Consider the following 23958-nt stretch of genomic DNA (forward strand, 5'->3'; position numbering starts at 1 on the left):
GCAGAAACAAGGCCCCTTACGGGGCCTTTTCCATTAAGACGTCATCAAGCGCTTTTTGCGCCGTCACCAGGTGCTGGCCGCCAAACAGGATAGCCCGATTCAGCAGCGTATAGAGCTGGTAAATTGGCTGCCGCTCGAGAAAACCGGACGGCAGCGGCGAAACGGATTGATAGCCATCGTAGATTTGCGGCGGCTGTTCCGGATGCAGCGGCAGCATCGCCAGATCGCACTCGCGATCGCCCCAGTAGCAGGCCGGGTCGAAAATGTATGGCCCGTCAGGCCCGAGCGCGCAGTTACCGGACCATAAATCGCCGTGAAGCAGCGACGGCTGCGGTTGATGATTGCTCAACCGCTGCTGGACGGTATCGACAAGACTATCGATATCGCCAAAATGCAGACCTTTCTCGGCGGCCAGCTCCAGCTGCCAGCCTATGCGTTGTTCGGCGAAGAACGTAGACCAGCGACGTTGCCAGGCGTTCGGCTGAGGCGTTGTGGAAAGATCGTTGTCAAAATCCAGACCAAACTGCGGTTGGTCGCTCCATTGGTGTAAATGGGCGATTTGCTGGCCTAACAGGAAAGCGCTGTGCGCATCCAGCGGGCGAGGAGGGAGGTATTCCATCACCAGAAAGCTGTAATCCCGGTCGCTGCCTACGGCAAAAACCTGCGGTACGTTCACGGTTTTGCTGCGTGACAGTAGCTCAAGCTGGTCTGCCTCGGCCGTGAAGATGGGTAAAAGCTCACGTTCGTCGCACTTTACGAAGTAATCCCGGCCGCCGAAGCGTAAATGCCAGGCCGCGTGGATCTCGCCGCCGGGTAGTTCGTTGCGCAGTTCGATTTCAGCTGCTTCGGTATGCAAATCGCTTAATAATTTGCCGATCGCTTGCCACATGCCGTCTCTCCCCATGTTTGCCAACTTTTCATAAGGTTAGCGCATAACCCAGGCGCAAAATTCGAACTGACGCACAACTGAACGTTTTCTGTCGCGTCAATCGCACTTATTGAGCTTTTAACCACTCGCTGAATGTGGCAACGGTAACGTCGACGGTTCTTCCCAGCGCAGTTTCGGCTAAACCCGCGCTCAAGGCTTTGACCTCTTCGGCATTCTGCATGGAAAGCAGACCAAAAACGTTGGTTCCCAACTCGTGGGGGTTGCCTTCATCATCGTTTAAAACCAGGGTAAATCCGGCGCGAGTCAGGTGATTACTAAGCTCATTAATTTCCGTTAACGTCTCTTCGTGAAAACGAACCGTGACCACCCAGGCAGTAATTTCGCTACTCATTTTTCACCCCATTGTTATCCATGGCTTTTTTAGCATAGACCATCATGTTGATTTGGCGACTCCCCCTGTAAAGACAGAGGGAGTGAGGCGTAATCAACCGCGCAGGTAGTCGTAGATTTTTTGCGTATTTTCCAGCGAGCAAAGGCGGGTGCCCTGATTTATCGTTGCCGCGCTACCCGCCGCCACCCCAAAGCGAACCATATCTTCAAGTGAGGCATTTTCCGCCAGCCTTAACGTCATGGCGCCGACCATGCTATCGCCGGCGCCGACGGTGCTCTGGCTTTTCATCGGCGGCGGTACGACCTGGACACTTCCATTTATATCAACACCCAGCGCCCCCTGTGCGCCCAAAGAGACGACAACGCGCTGGACTTTGCCTGACCGAATAAGCTCCTGCGCGGCAAGACGCACATCATCCGGTTGGCTCAGGTCCCGCTGTACCAGCGCGCTGAGCTCTTTCTGGTTCGGCTTAACCAGCTCGATATTGCCGACATCAAGCGCGGCGGCAAGCGCGTCGCCGGAACTATCAACAATACAGCGCAGGCCATGCTGCTGAGCGTTTTTGACCAGCTGCGTCAGGTTTTCGACGCTGATGCCCGGCGGCAGGCTTCCGCTAATCACCAGCAACGAGCCTGGAGCAATGGCGAGAACTTTTTGCTCCAGAAGATGAAGCTCTTCTTTGGTTAACGCCGCGCCCGGCATCACGAAACGATACTGTTCGCCGCTGGCGTTCACGTGAACGTGAAGATTCTGTCGCGTCCAGTCATGGGTTTCTACCGTATCGACGGGAACATGCTCATCCGTCAGCAGCGCGGTCAGATGTTCACCCGTTGCGCCGCCGACGGGAAAGATAGCGGTGGCGCTGCCGCCAAGAAACGTGATGGCTCGCGCCACGTTAATACCGCCGCCTCCGGGTTCAAATACGGGGGCGCTACAGCGTAGCTTGCCTTCCGGGTAAATTTGCGGGGTTTGCGTGGCGCTGTCGAGCGAGGGGGCTAACGTGAGCGTATAGATTTTGGTCATCCGGTTTCCTCCATAATACGAATTTAGCTGCTCTGATTTTAAGCATGGCACTTAAAGGAGGTGAGGGAAAGCCGCAAGTGATTTTCGCCGGGCCTGGCTTTTATCTTTATGAAATAAAAATTGTTTTAAGAAGGGTCTTATACAAAAAACGAAAGAGTAATTGATTGCTAAGTTAATCGTGCTTTTTTATAATTTACTCCCTTTCCTGGAGCGGCAATCTGCGATCCTCGCGAAAGTTTCCGGGACCCTCCTGGTCTCCTTATAGGTTGTACGGACTTAAAATTAAATGAAGCTTTTGAAGACAGTACCCGCAGCGGCAATGCTGGCGGGGGGGCTCTTTGCGTCTGCATGCGCAATGGCCGATGATTCCGTTTTTACTGTCATGGATGACCCTTCTTCTGCCAAAAAACCTTTCGAAGGAACTGTTAACGCCGGCTATCTGGCGCAGTCCGGCAATACGAAAAGTTCCTCAATGACCGCAGACTCCACGTTGACCTGGTATGGCAATACGACTGCATGGTCGCTGTGGGGAAATGCCAGCAATACATCGTCAAACGATCAGCGCTCTTCGGAAAAGTACGCGTTGGGTGGACGTAGCCGGTATAACCTGACCGATCAGAACTATATCTTTGGCCAGGCCAGCTGGCTGACCGATCGTTACAATGGCTATCAGCAGCGTGATGTGTTCACCGCGGGTTATGGTCGGCAGATCATGAATGGTCCGGTACACAGCCTGCGTTTCGAATTCGGTCCCGGCGTGCGTTACGACGAGTATACCGATGGAGATAACGATACCCAGCCTCTGGGCTACGCTTCCGGCACTTATGCCTGGCAGATGACCGATAACGCCCGATTTACCCAGGGCGTTTCGGTATTCGGCGCTGAAGATACGACGCTGAACTCGGAAAGTGCATTGAATGTGGCGATCAATGCGCATTTTGCGCTCAAAGTGGCCTATAACCTGACGTGGAACTCGGAACCGCCATCCTCGGCGCCGGAACACACCGATCGTCGTACAACGCTATCGCTCGGATATAAAATGTAATATTTTCAGGCCGGATATTCCGGCCTGTTTGTTTTAAATTTGGCATAAAGTGGCATTATTATTTTTGGTCTCTTGTTTTGTTTTTTATAAAAAGAACCGGCCTTCATAATTTCCTCATAATTGTCTTTTTGCTGACAAATATGCAGTTAATTTGACACGAAAAGATAAATATTGGGTCGGACAAAAATGTGATCTGGATCTATACTGTGGAACACAGGCGGAGATAACGATTCCGTTCTATTACCTGAAACAAATAAGAGAATGACTATCATGAGAAATAGCAAAATCGCACTCGCGGCCGTGATGCTGTGCACGCTGTCTTTTGGCGCATTTGCCGCCGCTCCCGCACCGCAGCCGGGTAATAACGATCATACGCAAGTTGGCATTGCTAAAGCCACCGATGTCGAAGCGGGTTCCAACATTGCGCCGGGTTCACAATCAACCGGGCAGTCAATGAACGATGCTTTTGATGTTCATAAACTTGTTGCCGGGGAATGGTCCTGATATTTCATCACCATTTAACATCCCCCTTTAATTATTTCGTGAAGCAGCAAACCGGGTAATGTTGTACCGGTTTTGCTTTGCGCGTTTTCGGTTAAACATTCACTATTTATGTGAAATCATAAATATCCTTTATGGGTCATCCCGTCCTGCGTTGTGCATCTTGTTGCGAAAGAATTACGCTGCGTTAGTCGCGCCCCCCTTTTTTTCCCATCAACAATAACCATTTAGTCTCATGTGACTTTAATCACGCAGTAATGATGTGTAAACTAACCGTCGGTGTTATCAACAGGCGGCTGCAGGTGGGTACGCGTCGGTGAACGAGCGTGCACATATTTTCGCAGAGTGAAGCGGGAACTGAGCCGGAACATGTTGATAATTATGATTATATTGTTTTGTATGTGCTCTTTCGTGTGGGGCACCACTGCAAATAAGGACATGAAATGCCTGTAATTACGCTTCCTGATGGCAGCCAACGCCATTTTGATCATGCTGTGAGCCCGATGGACGTCGCTTTGGATATTGGCCCCGGTCTGGCGAAAGCCACCATTGCGGGTCGTGTCAACGGCGAGCTGGTCGACGCCTGTGACTTAATTGAAAACGACGCGACGCTCTCTATCATCACCGCGAAAGATGAAGATGGTCTTGAGATTATTCGTCACTCCTGTGCGCACCTTTTAGGGCACGCAATTAAACAGCTGTGGCCAAATACCAAAATGGCGATCGGCCCGGTTGTCGACAATGGTTTTTACTATGATGTCGATCTGGACCATACCCTGACCCAGGAAGATATCGACGCGCTCGAAAAGCGTATGCACGAGCTCGCCGAGAAAAACTACGACGTCATTAAGAAGAAAGTCAGCTGGCACGAAGCGCGTGAAACCTTCGTGAAGCGCGGCGAGAGCTATAAAGTCTCCATTCTTGATGAAAACATTGCTCATGATGACAAACCCGGTTTGTATCATCATGAAGAATATGTCGATATGTGCCGTGGACCGCATGTGCCGAATATGCGTTTCTGTCATCACTTCAAACTGATGAAGACCGCTGGCGCCTACTGGCGCGGCGATAGCAACAATAAAATGCTGCAGCGCATCTACGGGACCGCATGGGCAGATAAAAAAGCCTTAAATGCCTATCTGCAGCGTCTGGAAGAAGCCGCTAAGCGCGATCACCGTAAAATCGGCAAGCAGCTCGACCTGTATCATATGCAGGAAGAGGCGCCGGGTATGGTATTCTGGCATAACGATGGCTGGACTATCTTCCGCGAACTGGAAACTTTTGTGCGTTCTAAGCTGAAAGAGTACCAGTATCAGGAAGTTAAAGGTCCGTTTATGATGGACCGTGTGCTGTGGGAAAAAACCGGCCACTGGGACAACTATAAAGATGCGATGTTCACCACGTCTTCCGAGAACCGTGAATACTGCATCAAGCCGATGAACTGCCCGGGTCACGTACAGATCTTCAACCAGGGTCTGAAATCCTACCGCGATCTGCCGTTACGTATGGCCGAATTCGGTAGCTGCCATCGTAACGAACCGTCAGGCGCGCTGCATGGCCTGATGCGCGTACGTGGCTTTACTCAGGACGACGCCCATATCTTCTGTACTGAAGATCAGGTTCGCGATGAAGTGAACGCCTGTATTCGTATGGTCTACGATATGTACAGCACCTTTGGCTTCGAGAAAATCGTCGTCAAACTGTCGACTCGCCCGGAAAAACGCATCGGTAGCGATGAGACCTGGGATCGTGCTGAAGCGGATCTGGCCGTTGCGCTGGAAGAGAACAACATCCCGTTTGAGTATCAGCTGGGTGAAGGCGCGTTCTACGGTCCGAAAATTGAATTTACCCTGTATGACTGCCTCGATCGTGCATGGCAGTGCGGTACTGTACAGCTGGACTTCTCCCTGCCGCAGCGTTTAAGCGCCTCTTATGTGGGTGAAAATAACGAACGACAGGTTCCGGTAATGATTCACCGCGCAATTCTTGGTTCGCTGGAGCGCTTCATCGGCATCCTGACCGAAGAGTTTGCGGGCTTCTTCCCAAGCTGGCTTGCGCCGGTGCAGGTTGTGGTCATGAATATTACTGATTCTCAGGCTGAATACGTTAACGAATTGACGCGTAAACTACAAAATGCGGGCATTCGCGTAAAAGCAGACTTGAGAAATGAGAAGATAGGCTTTAAAATCCGCGAGCACACTTTACGTCGTGTCCCTTACATGTTGGTCTGTGGCGACAAAGAGGTAGAAGCCGGCAAAGTCGCCGTGCGTACCCGTCGTGGCAAAGACTTGGGCAGCCTGGACGTAAATGAAGTTATCGAGAAGCTGCAACAAGAGATTCGCAGCCGCAGTCTAAAACAACTGGAGGAATAAGGTATTAAAGGCGGAAAACGAGTTCAAACGGCACGTCCGAATCGTATTAATGGCGAGATTCGCGCCCTGGAAGTTCGCTTAACTGGTCTGGAAGGCGAAGCTTTGGGTATTGTGAGTCTGAGAGAAGCAATCGAAAAAGCTGAAGAAGCTGGAGTAGATTTAGTTGAAATCAGCCCTAACGCCGAACCGCCAGTTTGTCGTATCATGGACTACGGCAAGTTCCTTTATGAAAAGAGCAAGTCTTCTAAGGAACAGAAGAAAAAGCAAAAAGTTATCCAGGTTAAGGAAATTAAGTTCCGTCCTGGCACCGACGATGGCGATTATCAGGTAAAACTCCGCAGCCTGATTCGCTTTCTGGAAGATGGCGATAAGGCCAAGATCACGCTGCGTTTTCGCGGCCGTGAGATGGCCCACCAACAGATCGGTATGGAAGTGCTTACCCGCGTCCGTGACGATCTGAGTGAACTGGCAGTAGTCGAATCCTTCCCAACGAAGATCGAAGGCCGCCAGATGATCATGGTGCTCGCTCCTAAGAAGAAACAGTAAGGCCTTCAAGTAGCAATGTCTGTGGAGCCTGCGGGTTCCACAGCCGTTGTTCGCCTATGTTTCGTTTATTAACAATGCGAAGTGGAAGTTATTAAAATGCCAAAAATTAAGACCGTACGCGGTGCTGCTAAGCGCTTCAAAAAAACCGGTAAAGGTGGTTTTAAGCACAAGCACGCTAACCTGCGTCACATTCTGACCAAAAAAGCTACCAAGCGTAAACGTCACCTGCGTCCGAAAGCCATGGTTTCCAAAGGCGATCTGGGCCTGGTCATCGCGTGCCTGCCGTACGCATAAGTCGTTAACCCTTTTAACTTTTTAATTAGAATAGATACAGGAGAGCACATATGGCTCGCGTAAAACGTGGTGTAGTTGCCCGTGCACGTCACAAGAAAATTTTGAAACAAGCTAAAGGCTACTACGGTGCGCGTTCTCGCGTATACCGCGTTGCCTTCCAGGCTGTTATCAAAGCTGGTCAGTACGCTTATCGTGACCGTCGTCAGAAAAAGCGTCAGTTCCGTCAACTGTGGATTGCGCGTATCAACGCAGCAGCACGTCAGAACGGTATTTCTTACAGCAAATTCATCAACGGCCTGAAAAAAGCCTCTGTTGAAATCGACCGTAAGATCCTGGCTGACATCGCAGTATTCGACAAATTAGCGTTCACCGCGCTGGTCGAAAAAGCGAAAGCAGCTCTGGCATAAGCCAGTTGAAAGAGGGAGCTTGTCTCCCTCTTTTCGTTTCAAGACTATCAATACATTGACTTTTATTCGCGTAAGCTTTTCAATATCGTTCTTACGTTTTTACCAGACAAGGTAATGCAAGCATGAATGCTGCTATTTTCCGCTTCTTTTTTTACTTTAGCACCTGAACTCAGGAGGCTAGCGCGTGAAAGAAGAAACGGAAAACAGCGCCAAAAAGCCTCCCACTGTGGAGGCTTTTTTTGTATCTGAACTGGCTTGTTCTATTTCAAGCCCCAGACGAGTGGCTGGCCCTGGTCATTCTGACAACGGGCGGATTGCCCGCCGTCTGCGGCTCGAAATAGTGAGAGCAAAATAATAACCATAACCGGTGTCTGCACCGACATAATGAGGAAAACCATGTCACATCTCGCAGAGCTGGTTGCCAGTGCGAAGGCAGCCATTAACGAGGCATCAGATGTTGCTGCGCTGGACAACGTCCGCGTGGAATACCTGGGTAAAAAAGGTCTCCTGACCCTTCAGATGACGACCCTGCGTGAGCTGCCTGCTGAAGAGCGTCCGGCAGCCGGTGCGGTTATCAACGAAGCGAAAGAGCAGGTCCAGCAGGCGCTTAACGCGCGCAAGTCAGCGCTCGAAAGCGCAGCGCTCAACGCGCGTCTGGCCTCGGAAACCATTGATGTCTCTCTGCCGGGGCGTCGTATCGAGAACGGTGGCCTGCATCCGGTGACCCGTACCATCGATCGTATTGAAAGTTTCTTCGGTGAGCTCGGTTTTACCGTCGCGACTGGCCCGGAGATCGAAGATGATTATCACAACTTCGATGCGCTGAATATTCCAGGCCACCACCCGGCACGCGCTGACCACGACACTTTCTGGTTTGATGCCACGCGCCTGCTGCGCACGCAAACATCAGGCGTACAGATCCGCACCATGGCTAATCAGCAGCCGCCAATCCGCATTATTGCCCCCGGCCGCGTGTATCGTAACGACTACGATCAGACGCATACCCCGATGTTCCATCAGATGGAAGGTCTGATCGTTGACACTAACATCAGCTTCACCAACCTGAAGGGAACGCTGCACGATTTCCTGCGTAACTTCTTTGAAGAAGACCTGCAGATTCGTTTTCGTCCGTCCTATTTCCCGTTCACTGAGCCGTCTGCAGAAGTTGACGTAATGGGTAAAAACGGTAAATGGCTGGAAGTGCTCGGCTGCGGTATGGTGCATCCAAACGTGCTGCGTAACGTGGGCATCGATCCGGAAATCTATTCCGGCTTTGCCTTCGGCATGGGTATGGAGCGCCTGACCATGCTGCGCTATGGCGTGACCGACTTACGCGCGTTCTTCGAAAACGATCTGCGTTTCCTCAAACAGTTTAAATAAGGGCAGGACAGAACAATGAAATTCAGTGAACTGTGGTTACGCGAGTGGGTTAACCCGGCCATCGATAGCGAAGCGCTGTCGGATCAGATAACGATGGCCGGCCTTGAGGTTGACGGCGTAGAGCCGGTGGCGGGCAGCTTTAACGGCGTTGTCGTTGGCGAAGTGGTTGAGTGCGCTCAGCACCCGAATGCCGATAAACTGCGCGTCACAAAAATTAACGTCGGCGGAGAACGTCTGCTGGACATCGTCTGCGGCGCGCCAAACTGCCGTCAGGGCCTGAAGGTTGCTGTTGCTACCATCGGCGCCGTTCTGCCGGGCGATTTTAAAATTAAAGCGGCAAAGCTGCGCGGCGAACCGTCGGAAGGCATGCTGTGCTCCTTCTCCGAACTGGGAATTTCCGACGATCACAGCGGTATTATCGAACTGCCTGCCGACGCGCCGCTGGGTACCGATATTCGTGAATACCTGAAGCTTGACGATAACACTATCGAAATCAGCGTCACGCCAAACCGTGCCGACTGCCTGGGAATTATCGGCGTGGCCCGCGATGTTGCCGTGCTCAACAAGGCGCCTTTGAATGTCCCGGAAATGGCTCCGGTTGCCGCCACCATCGACGATGTTCTGCCAATCCAGGTTGACGCGCCGGAAGCGTGTCCTCGCTATCTGGGGCGTGTGGTAAAAGGCATCAATGTCAAAGCGCCGACGCCGCTATGGATGAAAGAGAAGCTGCGCCGCTGCGGTATTCGCTCCATCGATGCCGTGGTTGACGTGACCAATTACGTTCTGCTTGAGCTCGGTCAACCGATGCACGCATTCGATAAAGACCGCATTGAAGGCGGAATCATCGTACGTATGGCGCATGAAGGTGAAACGCTGGTTCTGCTCGACGGCTCCGAGGCGAAGCTGGATAGCGATACTCTGGTTATCGCTGACCACCAGAAAGCCCTCGCCATGGGCGGTATTTTTGGCGGCGAGCACTCCGGCGTAAACGATGAAACGCAAAACGTTCTGCTGGAATGCGCGTTCTTTAGTCCGCTATCCATTACCGGCCGCGCCCGCCGCCATGGCCTGCATACCGACGCTTCGCACCGCTACGAGCGCGGCGTGGACTCCGCGTTGCAGTATCAGGCAATGGAGCGTGCTACCCGCCTGCTGATGGATATTTGCGGCGGTGAAGCGGGCCCGATTATTGACGTTACCAATGAAGCGACTCTGCCGAAACCTGCGACCATCCGTCTGCGCCGCAGCAAACTGGATCGTCTGATTGGCCATCACATTGAAGATACGCAGGTTAGCGACATTCTGCGTCGTCTGGGCTGTGAAGTTACCGAAGGACAGGATGAGTGGCATGCCGTGGCGCCGAGCTGGCGTTTCGACATGGAGATCGAAGAAGACCTGGTTGAAGAGGTTGCCCGCGTCTATGGCTATAACAATATTCCTGATGAACCGGTACAAGCGGGCCTGATTATGGGCACCCACCGCGAAGCGGATCTGTCGCTTAAGCGCGTGAAAACGTTGCTTAATGACAAAGGCTACCAGGAAGTGATTACCTATAGCTTTGTCGATCCGAAAGTACAGCAGTGGATCCACGCCGGCGAGGAAGCGCTGATTCTGCCGAGCCCGATCTCCAGCGAAATGTCGGCGATGCGCCTCTCCTTGTGGACCGGTCTGTTAGCAACGGTGGTCTACAACCAGAATCGTCAGCAGAACCGCGTACGCATCTTTGAGAGCGGTTTACGCTTTGTGCCTGATACCCAGGCTCCGCTGGGTATTCGTCAGGATCTGATGCTGGCTGGCGTTATCTGCGGCAACCGCTATGAAGAACACTGGAACCTGGCAAAAGAGACCGTCGATTTCTATGATGTAAAAGGCGATCTTGAGTCTGTACTCGACCTGACCGGTAAGCTGTCCGACATCGAATTCCGTATCGAAGCTAATAATGCGCTTCATCCGGGCCAGTCGGCAGCGATTTATCTGAAAGGTGAACGTATTGGTTTTATTGGGGTTGTTCATCCCGAGCTGGAACGTAAACTGGATCTGAACGGTCGCACTCTGGTATTTGAACTGGAGTGGAACAAGCTTGCAGACCGCGTGGTGCCTCAGGCGCGTGAAGTTTCTCGCTTCCCGGCGAACCGTCGCGACATCGCCGTCGTTGTGGCAGAAAACGTTCCCGCTGCCGATGTTTTAGCCGAGTGTAAGAAAGTTGGCGTAAATCAGGTAGTTGGCGTAAACTTATTTGACGTGTACCGCGGCAAGGGCGTAGCGGAAGGTTTCAAGAGCCTCGCTATCAGCCTTATCCTCCAGGATACCAGCCGTACACTCGAAGAAGAGGAGATTGCCGCTACCGTCGCCAAATGTGTAGAGGCATTGAAAGAGCGATTCCAGGCATCATTGAGGGATTGAACCTATGGCGCTTACAAAAGCTGAAATGTCAGAATATCTGTTTGATAAGCTTGGGCTTAGCAAGCGGGATGCCAAAGAGCTGGTAGAGTTGTTTTTCGAAGAGGTCCGTCGCGCTCTGGAAAACGGGGAGCAGGTAAAGCTCTCCGGGTTCGGCAACTTCGATTTGCGTGATAAAAACCAACGCCCGGGCCGTAACCCGAAAACGGGAGAGGATATCCCTATTACAGCCCGGCGAGTGGTGACTTTCAGACCTGGCCAGAAGCTAAAAAGCCGCGTCGAAAATGCGTCACCCAGAGACAAATAATCTGAACTAACTAAAAAGGCCGCGATGCGGCCTTTTTTCTTTTCTTCGCCGAATACCGTAAAATCAATCACATCCTTTTCCCCGATGCAGAAATCTATGCTGACCTTTGCTCAAATTCAACGGCGCCGCAGCCGGCGCTGGCTTGCCGTATTAACCTTGCTGCTGCTGGCTACGTCAACCATTAGCCTGTGCGCGGGCGACCAGTGGATTGGCCCCGGCGAATGGTTTAGCGCCAAAGGTGAGCTGTTTATCTGGCAGATACGTCTGCCGCGCACCCTGGCCGTTCTGCTGGTGGGAGCCGCGCTGGCGCTTTCCGGGGCGATTATGCAGGCGCTGTTTGAAAACCCGCTGGCGGAGCCCGGCCTGCTGGGGGTCTCAAACGGCGCTGGAGTCGGCCTGATTGCTGCCGTATTGCTGGGAAAAGGACTGCTTCCTGGTTGGGCGCTGGGGCTGTGTGCAATCGCGGGCGCGCTGGTCATAACCTTTATTTTGCTACGTTTTGCCCGGCGGCACCTGTCTACCAGCCGTCTGCTGCTGGCGGGTGTGGCGCTCGGTATTATTTGTAGCGCGCTGATGACCTGGGCAGTCTATTTCTCTACCTCTTTCGATCTCCGCCAGCTGATGTACTGGATGATGGGCGGATTTGGCGGCGTAGACTGGCAGCAGCTGTGGTTGATGCTGGCGCTGCTGCCGGTACTGGCCTGGGGATGCCTGCAATCGCAGCCGCTTAATTTGCTCGCGCTGGGGGAGGTTTCAGCGCGTCAACTGGGGCTTCCGCTGTGGTTATGGCGAAAGGTGCTGGTGGTCGCGACCGGTTGGCTGGTGGGCGTCAGCGTGGCGCTGGCCGGAGCGATTGGCTTTATCGGTCTGGTTATCCCGCATATTCTGCGTTTATGTGGTTTGAGCGATCACCGCGTACTGCTTCCGGCTTGTCTGCTGGCGGGCGCCAGCGCGCTGCTGGGGGCGGATATCGTCGCGCGGCTGGCGCTATCTGCGGCGGAGCTGCCTATTGGCGTAGTGACCGCCACCCTGGGGGCGCCGGTGTTTATCTGGTTATTGCTTAAATCAGGCCGCCCGCATTAACGGGCGGCCATACAGACAGGGGCTGGCTTGTTGCCGCCTCTGTATGCGGCCGATCCATTACCAGCCCTTAATCGCATCGCCTTTATAGACTTCCGCTGCCTTGTCGGCAACGGCTTGCGTCTGGAAGGCCTCTTTCAGTTCCTGAACTTTTTTACTGTCTTTATTATCTTCGCGCGCAACAATGGCGTTGACGTACGGAGAGTCCGGCCCCTCCATAAATAACCCATCGCGAGCGGCGGACAGACCAGCCTGCGCGGAGAAATTGGTATTAATAATCGACAGGGCGACGTTCGGGTCGTCAAGCGTACGGGTCAGCTGCGGCGTGTCGACTTCCACAATCTTCAGCTGTTTAGGATTATCAATAATATCCAGCGTCGTCGGCAGGTAGCCTGTCCCGTCTTTCAGCTTGATCAAGCCCTGCGCCTGTAGCAACAGCAAACTGCGGCCCAGGGTGGTGGTTTCGTTAGAAATGGAGATCGTCGCGCCGTCAGGCAGTTCGCTAATATTTTTGATTTTCTTCGAGTAAGCGGCGATCGGGAAGACGAAGGTTTTACCGACAATCGCAAACTTATAGCCGCGTTCTTTTGATTGCGCTTCAAGGTAAGGCAGCGTCTGGAAGGCGTTAGCATCAACGTCTTTATTGTTTAACGCTTCGTTCGGCAGGACGTAATCATTAAAAGAGATGACCTCCACGTCGAGGTTGTATTTCTCTTTAGCCACCTGTTCTACGACTTTCCAGATAGCCTCATCCGGCCCGGTATTGATCGCGACTTTAACTTTATTATCTTCATCCGGCGAGCAGGCCGATAACAGCGCGACGGAGGCCGCAATTAACACGGTGCTAAACATCTTTTTCATCAATAAAACTCTCTCAAATTAACAATTAACGAAATGCTATTACATCCATTCACCACTGTACACTGAATTGCTCTGTACCGGTGTTGAGATGAATTCATGTTGCGCAGCCTGTTACATCAAGAGACACTCCAGGGCGATTCCAGGTAGAATGCCCTGGTCTGAATCCGCTACAGTAGATAGAGATCACCTGAAGCAGTCACCGGTTTTATTCACTGAGGGAAGGCTATGCAACACGATATTCTTAATACTGATGTCACCACTATCGATGGTGAGAAAACAACGCTTGCTCCGTGGGCAGGCAAAGTGCTGTTGATCGTTAACGTTGCGTCAAAATGCGGCCTGACGCCGCAGTATGAGCAACTGGAAGCGCTGCAAAAGGATTTAGAAAGCGAAGGTTTCAGCGTGCTGGGCTTTCCCTGCAACCAGTTTTTGGGGCAGGAGCCGGGCAGCGAAGAGGAGATTAAAACGTTCTGCAGTACGACTTACGGCGTGACCTTCCCGATGTTCAGCAAAATTGACGTCAACGGCGAACATCGCGCGCCGTTGTATCAAAAGCTGATTGCGGCGGCGCCTCAGGCCGTTGCTCCAGCAGGCAGCGGTTTCTATGAACGCATGGCCAGTAAAGGCCGCGCGCCGCTGTATGTCGACGACATTCTGTGGAACTTTGAAAAATTCCTGATTGGCCGCGACGGCCAGGTTATCGGTCGTTTCTCTCCGGATATGACGCCGGATGACCCGCAGCTGGTGGCCGCTATTAAAGGAGCATTAGCGAAATAATGCCGTTTTTGATGCAGCTACAGGATGTCGAAGAGCCAGGACGGCTGGCGCCGTTTTCAGCCGATATCAGACCGGGTGAGATTATTCATCTGGTGGGGCCAAACGGGGCGGGGAAAAGCACATTGCTGGCACGTATGGCGGGGCTCTCTACCGGCCCGGGGCAGGTAAGACTGAATGAACGTCTTCTGAATGACTGGCCGGCGCAGGAGCTGGCGCGTCATCGCGCCTACTTAAGCCAGCACCAGATGCCGCCTTTCGCCATGCCGGTCTGGCATTACCTGTCGCTGCATCTGCAGAACGAGGCGCAAAACGGACTCCTGACGGCCATTGCGCAGAAGCTGGGCTTAGGCGATAAGCTTGGACGTCAGGTGAATCACATCTCCGGTGGGGAGTGGCAGCGCGTGCGCCTGGCGGCGGTGATACTGCAGATTCATCGTCAGGCTAACGCGTCCGGTCAACTGTTATTGCTGGATGAACCGATGAACAGCCTGGACGTGGCGCAGCAGGCCGCGCTCGATCGACTGCTTAGCGAACTCTGCGCATCAGGCATTGCCATCGTCATGAGCAGCCACGATCTTAATCATACTCTCCGGCACGCCCACAACTCCTGGCTTATCTGTCAGGGGCAAACTATCGCCTGCGGCAGCACCGCGGAAGTGTTAAGCGAGGAGAATTTAACCGCTGCCTATGCCATGGAGTTTCAGCGGGTTGAGGTGGCGGGTCATCTTATGCTCGTTGCGTCACAGTAGCACGCAGTCAGCTTGCCAGCGAATTGATAAACAAGGTAAATTATTCCGATAACCGGATAGGGAACAGAGGATTCGTCTGAGATGCGTTTCTGGCTCGTTTTGTGCGTTGCGTTATTTCTCGCGGGTTGTAGCAGTCACCGTGCACCGCCGCCAAATCCGCGGCTGGCTGATTCGATTACCGTCGTTGCCAACCTGAATGAGCAGTTAAGGAACTGGCGGGGAGCGCCGTATCGCTACGGCGGAATGTCGCCGCGCGGCGTTGATTGCTCGGGGTTCGTGCTGATGACGTTTCGCGATAAATTTGCGTTACAGCTGCCGCGTGAAACCCGCGAACAGGCGGAAATCGGCACTAAAATCGATAAGAGCGAACTGCTGCCCGGGGATCTGGTCTTCTTCAAAACCGGATCCGGCGAGAGCGGTCTGCACGTCGGTATTTACGACACGGATAACCAGTTTATTCATGCTTCCACCAGCCAGGGCGTCACGCGTTCATCGCTGGATAATGTCTACTGGCATAAAAATTTCTGGCAGGCGCGCAGGATCTAACGTTAGCTAATGAGCAGGGAGCCCCTGTCTCCCTGCTCATCATGGCAAAGCGGCTGAGAGATAGCGCTCCATGCTTGCCGATTCAGCTATCCCCCCCAAATTAGACCAGCCGATCCGCGTCTCTTCCCGGTACGCTACCGGGCAATGGCAGAAGCGTGCTAAATCCCCGTGCGGCTTATTATTGCAATAACCCCGCACTCGCCCCGTGTTAATAATTTGTTGAAGGCACTACACTGAAGGCAGGAGGAAACATGACCCTGTCTTTTACTACCCACTGGCGTGATGAACTGCCGGATTTTTACACTGCATTAGCCCCCACGCCGCTGGAGAACACGCGCCTTGTCTGGCATAACGCGCCGCTGGCGCAAGAGCTGGGCATTCCCGAGTCGTTGTTTAACCTGGACAAGGGCGCTGGCGTATGGGGCGGCGAAGCGCTGCTGCCGGGGATGTCGCCGTTGGCGCAGGTCTACAGCGGCCACCAGTTCGGCTCGTGGGCCGGACAGCTCGGCGACGGGCGCGGTATTCTGCTCGGCGAACAGCAGTTGGCCGATGGCCGCCGCGTTGACTGGCACCTGAAGGGCGCCGGGCTGACACCCTATTCGCGCATGGGAGACGGGCGGGCGGTGCTGCGCTCAACGATCCGCGAAGGGCTGGCCTCGGAAGCGATGCATGCGCTGGGTATTCCCACCACCCGCGCTCTGGCAATGGTCGCCAGCGATACGCCGGTGTACCGCGAAACCGTCGAGCAAGGGGCAATGCTGATGCGCCTGGCGGAAAGCCACGTGCGTTTTGGCCATTTTGAGCACTTTTACTATCGCCGCGAGCCGCAAAAAGTACAGCTGCTGGCGGATTATGTGATTCGCCACCACTGGCCTCATCTGCAAAATGAAGCGGATAAATACATTGTGTGGTTCAGGGATGTTGTCACCAGAACCGCGGAGATGATTGCCAGCTGGCAAACGGTCGGCTTCGCCCACGGGGTGATGAATACCGATAATATGTCGATCCTCGGACTGACGATGGATTACGGCCCGTACGGCTTCCTTGATGATTTTCAGCCTGGCTTTATTTGCAATCATTCCGACTATCAGGGGCGCTATAGCTTTGATCATCAGCCGGCGGTAGGACTATGGAATCTGCAGCGCCTGGCGCAAGCGCTCTCGCCGTTTATCAGCGCGGAAGCGCTGAACGGCGCGCTGGATGACTACCAGCACGCGCTGCTGACGGCATATGGCCGGCGTATGCGCGACAAGCTGGGATTATTTACCGAGCAAAAAGGGGATAACGAGCTGCTGGACGGCCTGTTTACTCTGATGGAGCGCGAGGGCAACGACTATACGCGGACCTTCCGGATGCTAAGCCTTAGCGAGCAGGATAGCGCCGCCACGCCGCTGCGCGACGAATTTATTGATCGTGAGAGGTTCGATAGCTGGTTTGCCGCTTATCGCGCGCGCCTGCGCGATGAACAGATTGACGATGCGCAAAGGCAGGCGCAAATGCGCAGCGTGAATCCGGCTATCGTGCTGCGCAACTGGCTGGCTCAACGAGCCATTGAGCAGGCAGAGCAGGGGGATATGCGTGAACTGGAACGTCTGCATAGCGCACTTTCTCAGCCTTTTGTCGATCGCACGGATGAGTATAGCCAGCGTCCTCCGGACTGGGGAAAGCGCCTTGAAGTGAGCTGCTCGAGCTAATCACCATTCTCCCTGCCTCTACCGGCGGGGAGCATTATTTGGTCAGGATCAGCTTGCCCGAATGAGTCTGACGCAGCAGATAGCGCTGACCGCCATGTTCAATCACTACCCGTCCTTCGCTGCCTAATAATGTCCGGCTGCTTATCTCTTTGTCCGTCGGAACGGGATACGGGGCATTGTCTTTTGTTTTTTCTGCTGTGGCAGTGTTATCCATACGCGTCATAGCACTAAAAATAAAAATCAAGGCAACAATGATAATCATTATCAATAATGTTGTTTTTGACGGCAAGCTTTATTTAACGCTTTACCAGATTTAGCAGGTGTCCGGCCGGACATTGGCGAGAAAAATCTCCCCGCCGCGATCGCGACGGGGAAGGGGACTAGAGGCGGGTGGCGGTTGCGGCGGCTAATTCATCCAGCAGCCGTTCGCTGTCTTCCCAACTCAAGCAGGGATCGGTAATCGATTGTCCCCAGGTCAGCGGCTGGCCGGCAACGACCTTTTGCGTACCTTCCTTAAGGAAGCTTTCGGCCATGATCCCGGCTATTGCGTTCGAGCCCGAGCGGATCTGCTGACATATATCGGCGCAAACTTCCAGCTGACGGCGATGCTGTTTCTGGCAATTACCGTGGCTAAAATCCACCACCAGTTGTTCCGGCAGGTCGAACTCTGCCAGCGCTTCTCCGGCGGCGGCGATGTCGGCAGCGTGGTAATTCGGTTTTTTACCACCGCGCATAATAATATGGCCGTACGGATTCCCGCTGGTCTGATAGATGGTCATCTGGCCCTGCTTATCCGGCGACAGGAACATATGGCTGGCGCGGGAAGCGCGGATGGCATCAACGGCGATACGGGTATTACCATCGGTACCGTTTTTAAAGCCCACCGGGCATGAGAGCGCAGAGGCCATTTCGCGATGGATTTGGCTTTCGGTTGTACGCGCGCCGATAGCGCCCCAGCTAATCAAATCGGCAATAAACTGTCCGGTCACCATATCGAGAAACTCGGTAGCGGTGGGGACGCCGAGCTCGTTCACCTGCAGCAGCAGGCTACGCGCCAGTTCAAGGCCGTGATTCACCCGGTAGCTGCCGTTCAGGTCGGGGTCGGAGATCAGCCCCTTCCAGCCAACCACCGTACGGGGCTTCTCAAAATAGGTGCGCATCACGATTTCCAGCTGCGGCTGATAGCGTTCGCGCATACCCTGCAGTCTGCGCGCATACTCCATCGCCGCATCAGTATCGTGAATGGAACAGGGACCGATCACTACCAGCAGGCGGCGATCTTCACCGTTGAGAATTTTTTCGATTCGGCGGCGCGAAGCAGAAACGTGGGCGGCAACATCGGGGGACACGGGGTGCCGTTGCGCCAGTTCCGCGGGCGTTACCAGGCTTTCAATGCGCGCGGTACGCAATTCGTCTGTTTTATTCATTGGGGTCTCAAAAATCTGTTTCTTCCGCGGCGAAAATGCCGGGAAGTGATGCGCATCACGATAAACCAATCCCTGCTTATTGCAAGAGCAGGGCATGATCCTGTATAGGCCACGGGTGATAGCATAAACAATTTTTTGATATCGTACTAGTGTGTTAGTACATTCTGCGGCTTAGCCCCATAATATCCATGATTTTGGTGGCGATCTCTTCAACGGAGTAATTGGTACTGTTCAGGCAAGGGATTTTATTTTTGCGATACAGCGCTTCAACTTCGGTGACTTCCATCCGGCACTGGCGCATAGAAGCATAGCGGCTGTTTTCCCGTCTCTCTTCGCGGATGGCCGCCAGCCGCTCCGGATTGATAGTTAAGCCGAATAGTTTGTGCTGGAGCGGCTTAAGCGATGCCGGCAGAATCAGATTGTCCATATCATCGGCGATAAACGGGTAGTTGGCGGCGCGGATACCGTACTGCATCGCCAGGTACAGGCTGGTAGGCGTTTTCCCGCAGCGCGAAACGCCGAGGAGGATCACCTGGGCCTGATCGAGGTTGCGCAGCGAAATCCCGTCATCATGAGCAAGGGTGTAGTCGATAGCGGCGATACGCGCGTCGTATTTGTTCAGGTTACCCGGGGTCAGGCCGTGGGTGCGGTGAGCGATTGGCGTCGGGTCCAGGCGTAGCTCCTGCTGCAGGGGGGCCACCAGCGCCTGAACAATATCCTGACAAAAGCCTTCGCTTTGCACGATGATATCGCGGATCTCCGGCAGCACGATGGAATAGAACACCAGCGGTCGAATACCGGTCTGCTGGAAAATGGCGTCAATTTGTTCCTTCACGGCGCGCGCGCGGCTGATATTTTCGACAAACGGCAGGGTTACGCTGCTGGTGGCTACCGGGAATTGCGACATGACCGCATGACCCAGAACTTCCGCCGTAATAGCGGTACCGTCGGAAATATAAAATACGTGGCGATCTACAGCACTTTCCATTTTGACCATCCGGTATAAAGAGTTTAATTAGCTGAAAGCAGATATTAAATTTAAGCATATCACTCCAGGCTTTGTCTCAAATTTAAAAAGTGAAACGCTATTTTTATTTTTAATGAAAAGGTTGGTTCATTTTTCGCAACTGCGTATCTTTTGTATCAAATTTCATCAGATTTTAGAAGAATCATTGGCTTAGCTATATCCGGAAAAGAATCCTAAAAACGAAAAAATAATTTGCTTGAACGATTCACCGTTTTTTTCAACGGCATAATTATGTCAGGATAAATCCCGTAGTCGATCGTGAATTATTTATCACTGGTATTAAATCACAAAAGGATTGTCTCGATGTCCAACAATGGCTCGTCACCGCTGGTGCTTTGGTATAACCAACTCGGCATGAATGATGTAGACAGGGTTGGGGGCAAAAATGCCTCCCTTGGTGAAATGATTACAAATCTGTCAGGTATGGGTGTGTCCGTACCGAACGGGTTTGCCACCACCGCTGATGCTTTTAATCAGTTTTTGGACCAAAGCGGCGTGAACCAGCGCATCTATGAACTGCTGGATGAAACCGACATTGACGACGTTTCCGCATTAGCGAAAGCGGGCGCGCAGATCCGTCAGTGGATCATTGATACGCCGTTCCAGAGCGAACTGGAAAATGCGATTCGCGACGCGTATACCCAGCTGTCCGCCGATGACGCTGAGGCCTCCTTTGCCGTGCGCTCCTCCGCAACGGCGGAAGATATGCCGGATGCCTCCTTCGCCGGTCAGCAAGAGACATTCCTTAACGTGCAGGGCTTTGACGCCGTGCTCGTCGCGGTGAAGCACGTGTTTGCTTCGCTGTTTAACGATCGCGCCATTTCCTATCGCGTGCATCAGGGTTACGATCACCGCGGCGTGGCTCTATCCGCCGGGGTGCAGCGGATGGTGCGTTCCGATCTTGCATCATCCGGCGTGATGTTCTCCATCGATACCGAATCCGGATTCGATCAGGTGGTGTTTATCACCTCCGCCTGGGGGCTTGGCGAGATGGTGGTGCAGGGGGCGGTGAACCCCGATGAGTTCTACGTCCATAAACCGACGCTGGAAGCGGGACGGCCGGCGATTGTTCGCCGCACCATGGGGTCGAAAAAGATCCGCATGGTTTATGCTCCAACTCAGGAGCACGGCAAGCAGGTGCGTATCGAAGACGTGCCGCAGGCGCAGCGCGACGTTTTCTCGTTGACCGACGCGGAAGTGCAGGAGCTGGCCCAGCAGGCAGTGCAAATCGAGAAGCACTACAACCGCCCGATGGATATCGAATGGGCGAAAGATGGCCATACCGGTAAGCTGTTTATCGTCCAGGCGCGTCCGGAAACCGTCCGTTCGCGCGGCCAGGTGATGGAGCGTTATACCCTCCATGCGCAAGGGCAGATTATTTCGGAAGGGCGCGCGATCGGCCACCGCATCGGCGCGGGTCCGGTGAAAGTCATTCATGATATCAGCGAAATGAACCGTATCGAGCCCGGCGACGTTCTCGTGACCGACATGACCGACCCGGACTGGGAACCAATCATGAAAAAAGCGGCGGCGATCGTCACCAACCGCGGCGGGCGGACCTGTCATGCGGCGATTATCGCGCGTGAGCTGGGGATCCCGGCGGTAGTGGGCTGCGGCAACGCCACCGATCGCATCCAGGAAAACCAGAATGTAACCGTCTCCTGCGCCGAGGGCGATACCGGCTACGTCTATGCCGAAATTCTCGACTTCAGCGTCAAGAGTTCCACCGTCGGCGATATGCCGGATCTGCCGCTGAAAATTATGATGAACGTCGGTAACCCGGACCGGGCTTTCGACTTTGCCTGCCTGCCGAACGAAGGCGTGGGCCTGGCGCGTCTGGAGTTTATTATCAACCGGATGATCGGCGTTCACCCGCGCGCGCTGCTGGAGTTTGACGATCAGGAACCGGGTCTGCAGAACGAAATCCGCGAGCTGATGAAAGGTTACGACTCGCCGAGAGAGTTTTACGTCGGTCGCCTGACCGAGGGTATTTCGACGCTTGGCGCGGCATTTTTCCCGAAACGGGTCATCGTGCGCCTTTCCGACTTCAAATCTAACGAATACGCCAACCTGGTCGGCGGCGAGCGTTATGAGCCGGAAGAAGAAAACCCGATGCTGGGCTTCCGCGGGGCCGGCCGCTATGTCTCCGAAAGCTTCCGTGACTGCTTCGCGCTGGAGTGTGAAGCAGTAAAACGCGTGCGTAACGATATGGGCCTGACCAACGTCGAAATCATGGTGCCGTTTGTTCGTACCGTCGCGCAGGCAAAAGCGGTGGTTGAAGAGCTGGCGCGCCAGGGCCTCAAGCGCGGCGAGAACGGCCTTAAGCTGATTATGATGTGTGAAATCCCATCGAATGCGCTGCTGGCTGAGCAGTTCCTCGAATACTTCGACGGTTTCTCCATTGGCTCCAACGATATGACGCAACTGACGCTGGGTCTGGATCGCGACTCCGGCGTGGTCTCCGAGCTGTTCGATGAGCGTAACGACGCGGTGAAAGCGCTGCTGTCGATGGCTATCCGCGCGGCGAAGAAACAGGGTAAATACGTCGGTATCTGCGGGCAGGGTCCGTCAGACCATGAAGATTTTGCCGCCTGGCTGATGGAAGAGGGAATCGATAGCCTTTCCCTCAATCCGGATACCGTGGTGCAAACCTGGCTTGGCCTGGCGGAGCTGAATAAGTAAGTTTTTCGCTAAACAAAATGCGCAATCCCCGTCAGCAATGGCGGGGATTTTTTGTTTCAGCCGTCAGCGTACGGGCAAAAAAAAGCCCATCGTGGGAGATGGGCAAAGACTACACACAGCAATTCGTTGTTTCACTCAGGGGATTTCCATGCTTATAAATCAAGGCATTGATTTATAACCGTGAGCTAATACTAGGCACTGAGGCTTTTTGCGTCGATCGGATTCCTCTCAATAGTTAAATTAAGGTAAAGAATCTGCGAAGCAAATGTGGTTAGTGGGCAGAGGAATGCGGACTGTTGTGAGGAATATATTAGTGTTTCTTAATATTTGAGGGCGGTGTGCCCGACAGCAGTCGAGGCGCAATGGCAAAAGGCGGGTTTCCCCGCCCGTTGACTTATTTATCCTGCGAGGCTCGGGTATTGAGCTCGCTAAGCTCCTCAAGCACCAGATCGGGATCTTTCGGCGGTGGCGGCGTTTCGTTAACCCACGCGTCGTATAGTCGCCAGGAGACCGCCAGCAGAACCGGCCCGATAAACAGGCCAATCATGCCGAACGCCACCAGACCGCCGATAACGCCGGAAAGGATCAGAATCATCGGCAGGTCGGCACCCATACGAATCAATAGCGGCCGGATAAAATTGTCCATGGTGCCCACTACGCAGCTCCACACCAGCAATACGGTACCCCAGGTGGTATCGCCGCTCCAGTAGAGCCAGATAATTGACGGCACCAGAACCAGCAAAGGCCCCAGCTGGACAAGACAGGTAAAAATCATCACCACGGTGAGCAGCGCCGCGTAGGGCACGCCGCTGACCGCGAGACCAATACCGCCGAGCACCGCCTGGGCCAGGGCCGTCACGACCACTCCCAGCGCCACGGCGCGAATTGCCTGACCGGCGAGGATCACCGCCGCGTCGCCGCGTTTGGCGGCCAGACGGGTAGCGAAGTGGCGGAAACCATAGGCGACCTGTTCACCGCGCCAGTACAGCAGCGCGCTAAACAGTAGCATAAGACCGCAGTAGACCAGCAGCTTGCCGATATGCGCCGCCTGACCAACAAACCAGGTGGTGGTGGTGCCGAGATAAGGGCGAATTTTAGTCATAATCGCCGTGCCCCCCATCTCCAGCAAATTATGCCAGCCGGTGTACAGCTTATCGCCGATCAGCGGAACCGTATTCAGCCACGCCAGATCCGGCGGGGTAAAGTTGCCGCTGGTCACCACTTTTATTAATGGCACGCTGTTGTCCACCAGACTATTGACCAGTAGCGCAATAGGAATAACGAAGAGTAAAAAAAGCAGCAGCGTCATTACCAGTACGGCCAGAGAGCGTTTGCCGAAAAGCAGGCTCTGCAGGCGCAAAAGTACCGGCCAGGTCGCGATGACCACCGTACCGGCCCACGCAAATGACAGAATAAATGGCTGAACGACCCACAGACAGGAAATAATAATCAGGGACAAAAACAGCACCGACAGCAGAACTTGCGGTATATCCCGGGGCTGATTGGGGTTAATCATAGTGAAATTTTACCTTTGCAGTCGCGTCAAAAGGCTGACGCAGC

Annotated in this window: 25 protein-coding genes, 1 other RNA gene and 1 other annotated feature; of the genes, 17 read left to right on the forward strand and 9 right to left on the reverse strand. The window is 53.8% G+C overall.

Annotation, left to right across the window (positions count from 1 at the left end; translation table 11 throughout):
* Positions 1-16 precede the first annotated feature (16 nt).
* The 3 genes from ABLV75_RS10725 to pfkB all read right to left on the reverse strand — a co-directional run bounded on the left by ABLV75_RS10725 (position 17) and on the right by pfkB (position 2303).
* Positions 17-889, reverse strand: coding sequence for a fructosamine kinase family protein (locus ABLV75_RS10725; protein ID WP_004103085.1), 873 nt, complete (start codon positions 887-889; stop codon positions 17-19).
* Between the two features lie 106 nt (positions 890-995).
* Positions 996-1280, reverse strand: a complete 285-nt coding sequence (ghoS, locus tag ABLV75_RS10730) for a type V toxin-antitoxin system endoribonuclease antitoxin GhoS (RefSeq protein ID WP_004103083.1) — start codon at positions 1278-1280, stop codon at positions 996-998.
* Between the two features lie 93 nt (positions 1281-1373).
* Positions 1374-2303: a 6-phosphofructokinase II gene (gene pfkB, locus ABLV75_RS10735; protein WP_004103081.1), complete on the reverse strand. Its 930-nt coding sequence runs from the start codon at positions 2301-2303 to the stop codon at positions 1374-1376.
* Positions 2304-2589: 286 nt separating this feature from the next.
* Here pfkB and ABLV75_RS10740 point away from each other — a divergent pair, with 286 nt between their 5' ends.
* The 12 genes from ABLV75_RS10740 to btuC all read left to right on the forward strand — a co-directional run bounded on the left by ABLV75_RS10740 (position 2590) and on the right by btuC (position 12638).
* The gene (locus ABLV75_RS10740; protein ID WP_004103079.1) at positions 2590-3348 is read left to right on the forward strand and encodes a YdiY family protein; all 759 of its coding nucleotides are present in this window, start codon (positions 2590-2592) and stop codon (positions 3346-3348) included.
* 270 nt (positions 3349-3618) lie between these two features.
* On the forward strand, positions 3619-3852 hold the full coding sequence (locus tag ABLV75_RS10745; RefSeq protein WP_004103077.1) for a hypothetical protein: 234 nt from the start codon (positions 3619-3621) through the stop codon (positions 3850-3852).
* A gap of 440 nt (positions 3853-4292) precedes the next feature.
* Complete coding sequence (thrS, locus tag ABLV75_RS10750) at positions 4293-6221, forward strand: threonine--tRNA ligase (protein WP_004102966.1); 1929 nt, start codon at positions 4293-4295, stop codon at positions 6219-6221.
* A gap of 3 nt (positions 6222-6224) precedes the next feature.
* Positions 6225-6767, forward strand: a complete 543-nt coding sequence (infC, locus tag ABLV75_RS10755; RefSeq protein WP_052746887.1) for a translation initiation factor IF-3 — start codon at positions 6225-6227, stop codon at positions 6765-6767.
* A gap of 96 nt (positions 6768-6863) precedes the next feature.
* On the forward strand, positions 6864-7061 hold the full coding sequence (gene rpmI / locus ABLV75_RS10760) for a 50S ribosomal protein L35 (protein ID WP_001124225.1): 198 nt from the start codon (positions 6864-6866) through the stop codon (positions 7059-7061).
* Positions 7062-7111: 50 nt separating this feature from the next.
* A complete protein-coding gene (gene rplT, locus ABLV75_RS10765; protein ID WP_004102963.1) occupies positions 7112-7468 on the forward strand; it encodes a 50S ribosomal protein L20 in 357 nt (118 codons plus the stop codon).
* 117 nt (positions 7469-7585) lie between these two features.
* Positions 7586-7711, forward strand: a sequence feature (Phe leader region).
* Positions 7591-7635, forward strand: coding sequence for a pheST operon leader peptide PheM (pheM, locus tag ABLV75_RS10770; protein WP_001386830.1), 45 nt, complete (start codon positions 7591-7593; stop codon positions 7633-7635). It overlaps the preceding feature by 45 nt.
* Complete coding sequence (locus tag ABLV75_RS10775; protein ID WP_153675267.1) at positions 7653-7823, forward strand: hypothetical protein; 171 nt, start codon at positions 7653-7655, stop codon at positions 7821-7823.
* Positions 7824-7864: 41 nt before the next feature.
* Positions 7865-8848: a phenylalanine--tRNA ligase subunit alpha gene (gene pheS / locus ABLV75_RS10780; RefSeq protein ID WP_004102962.1), complete on the forward strand. Its 984-nt coding sequence runs from the start codon at positions 7865-7867 to the stop codon at positions 8846-8848.
* 15 nt (positions 8849-8863) lie between these two features.
* Positions 8864-11251 (forward strand): phenylalanine--tRNA ligase subunit beta, encoded by a 2388-nt coding sequence (pheT, locus tag ABLV75_RS10785; RefSeq protein WP_004102961.1) that lies wholly within the window; start codon positions 8864-8866, stop codon positions 11249-11251.
* Between the two features lie 4 nt (positions 11252-11255).
* Positions 11256-11555 (forward strand): integration host factor subunit alpha, encoded by a 300-nt coding sequence (gene ihfA / locus ABLV75_RS10790; RefSeq protein WP_004102960.1) that lies wholly within the window; start codon positions 11256-11258, stop codon positions 11553-11555.
* A 96-nt stretch (positions 11556-11651) separates the two neighbouring features.
* A complete protein-coding gene (gene btuC / locus ABLV75_RS10795) occupies positions 11652-12638 on the forward strand; it encodes a vitamin B12 ABC transporter permease BtuC (protein ID WP_029496803.1) in 987 nt (328 codons plus the stop codon).
* Between the two features lie 57 nt (positions 12639-12695).
* Here the strand turns inward: btuC and ABLV75_RS10800 are convergent, their stop codons facing one another.
* Positions 12696-13496: a MetQ/NlpA family lipoprotein gene (locus ABLV75_RS10800; RefSeq protein WP_004102954.1), complete on the reverse strand. Its 801-nt coding sequence runs from the start codon at positions 13494-13496 to the stop codon at positions 12696-12698.
* Positions 13497-13721: 225 nt separating this feature from the next.
* Between ABLV75_RS10800 and ABLV75_RS10805 the strand changes: the two genes are divergently transcribed.
* The 4 genes from ABLV75_RS10805 to selO all read left to right on the forward strand — a co-directional run bounded on the left by ABLV75_RS10805 (position 13722) and on the right by selO (position 17262).
* The gene (locus tag ABLV75_RS10805) at positions 13722-14273 is read left to right on the forward strand and encodes a glutathione peroxidase (RefSeq protein WP_004102953.1); all 552 of its coding nucleotides are present in this window, start codon (positions 13722-13724) and stop codon (positions 14271-14273) included.
* Complete coding sequence (gene btuD / locus ABLV75_RS10810; protein ID WP_004102950.1) at positions 14273-15022, forward strand: vitamin B12 ABC transporter ATP-binding protein BtuD; 750 nt, start codon at positions 14273-14275, stop codon at positions 15020-15022. The genes ABLV75_RS10805 and btuD overlap by 1 nt, the downstream gene beginning before the upstream one ends.
* Before the next feature lie 81 nt (positions 15023-15103).
* A complete protein-coding gene (locus ABLV75_RS10815; RefSeq protein ID WP_004102948.1) occupies positions 15104-15568 on the forward strand; it encodes an NlpC/P60 family protein in 465 nt (154 codons plus the stop codon).
* 251 nt (positions 15569-15819) lie between these two features.
* Positions 15820-17262 (forward strand): protein adenylyltransferase SelO, encoded by a 1443-nt coding sequence (gene selO / locus ABLV75_RS10820; protein WP_004102947.1) that lies wholly within the window; start codon positions 15820-15822, stop codon positions 17260-17262.
* 34 nt (positions 17263-17296) lie between these two features.
* On the opposite strand, the gene hemP is transcribed toward selO, so the two are convergent.
* The 3 genes from hemP to ABLV75_RS10835 all read right to left on the reverse strand — a co-directional run bounded on the left by hemP (position 17297) and on the right by ABLV75_RS10835 (position 19677).
* Positions 17297-17476, reverse strand: coding sequence for a hemin uptake protein HemP (hemP, locus tag ABLV75_RS10825; RefSeq protein ID WP_160886036.1), 180 nt, complete (start codon positions 17474-17476; stop codon positions 17297-17299).
* Positions 17477-17642: 166 nt separating this feature from the next.
* Positions 17643-18689 (reverse strand): 3-deoxy-7-phosphoheptulonate synthase AroH, encoded by a 1047-nt coding sequence (aroH, locus tag ABLV75_RS10830; RefSeq protein ID WP_004102944.1) that lies wholly within the window; start codon positions 18687-18689, stop codon positions 17643-17645.
* 154 nt (positions 18690-18843) lie between these two features.
* Entirely contained in the window at positions 18844-19677 is an 834-nt protein-coding gene (locus ABLV75_RS10835; protein ID WP_004102943.1) for a pyruvate, water dikinase regulatory protein, read from the reverse strand.
* Between the two features lie 342 nt (positions 19678-20019).
* Between ABLV75_RS10835 and ppsA the strand changes: the two genes are divergently transcribed.
* Entirely contained in the window at positions 20020-22398 is a 2379-nt protein-coding gene (gene ppsA, locus ABLV75_RS10840) for a phosphoenolpyruvate synthase (protein ID WP_004102942.1), read from the forward strand.
* A 74-nt stretch (positions 22399-22472) separates the two neighbouring features.
* Here ppsA and rprA read toward each other — a convergent pair.
* Together rprA and ydiK are read right to left on the reverse strand one after the other, a co-directional pair.
* Positions 22473-22580, reverse strand: an RNA gene (rprA, locus tag ABLV75_RS10845) — antisense sRNA RprA.
* Between the two features lie 212 nt (positions 22581-22792).
* On the reverse strand, positions 22793-23914 hold the full coding sequence (gene ydiK / locus ABLV75_RS10850) for an AI-2E family transporter YdiK (RefSeq protein WP_004102941.1): 1122 nt from the start codon (positions 23912-23914) through the stop codon (positions 22793-22795).
* Between the last annotated feature and the right edge of the window lie 44 nt (positions 23915-23958).

It is taken from the genome of Klebsiella sp. CN_Kp066 (assembly GCF_040065135.1).
Lineage (GTDB): Bacteria > Pseudomonadota > Gammaproteobacteria > Enterobacterales > Enterobacteriaceae > Klebsiella > Klebsiella oxytoca.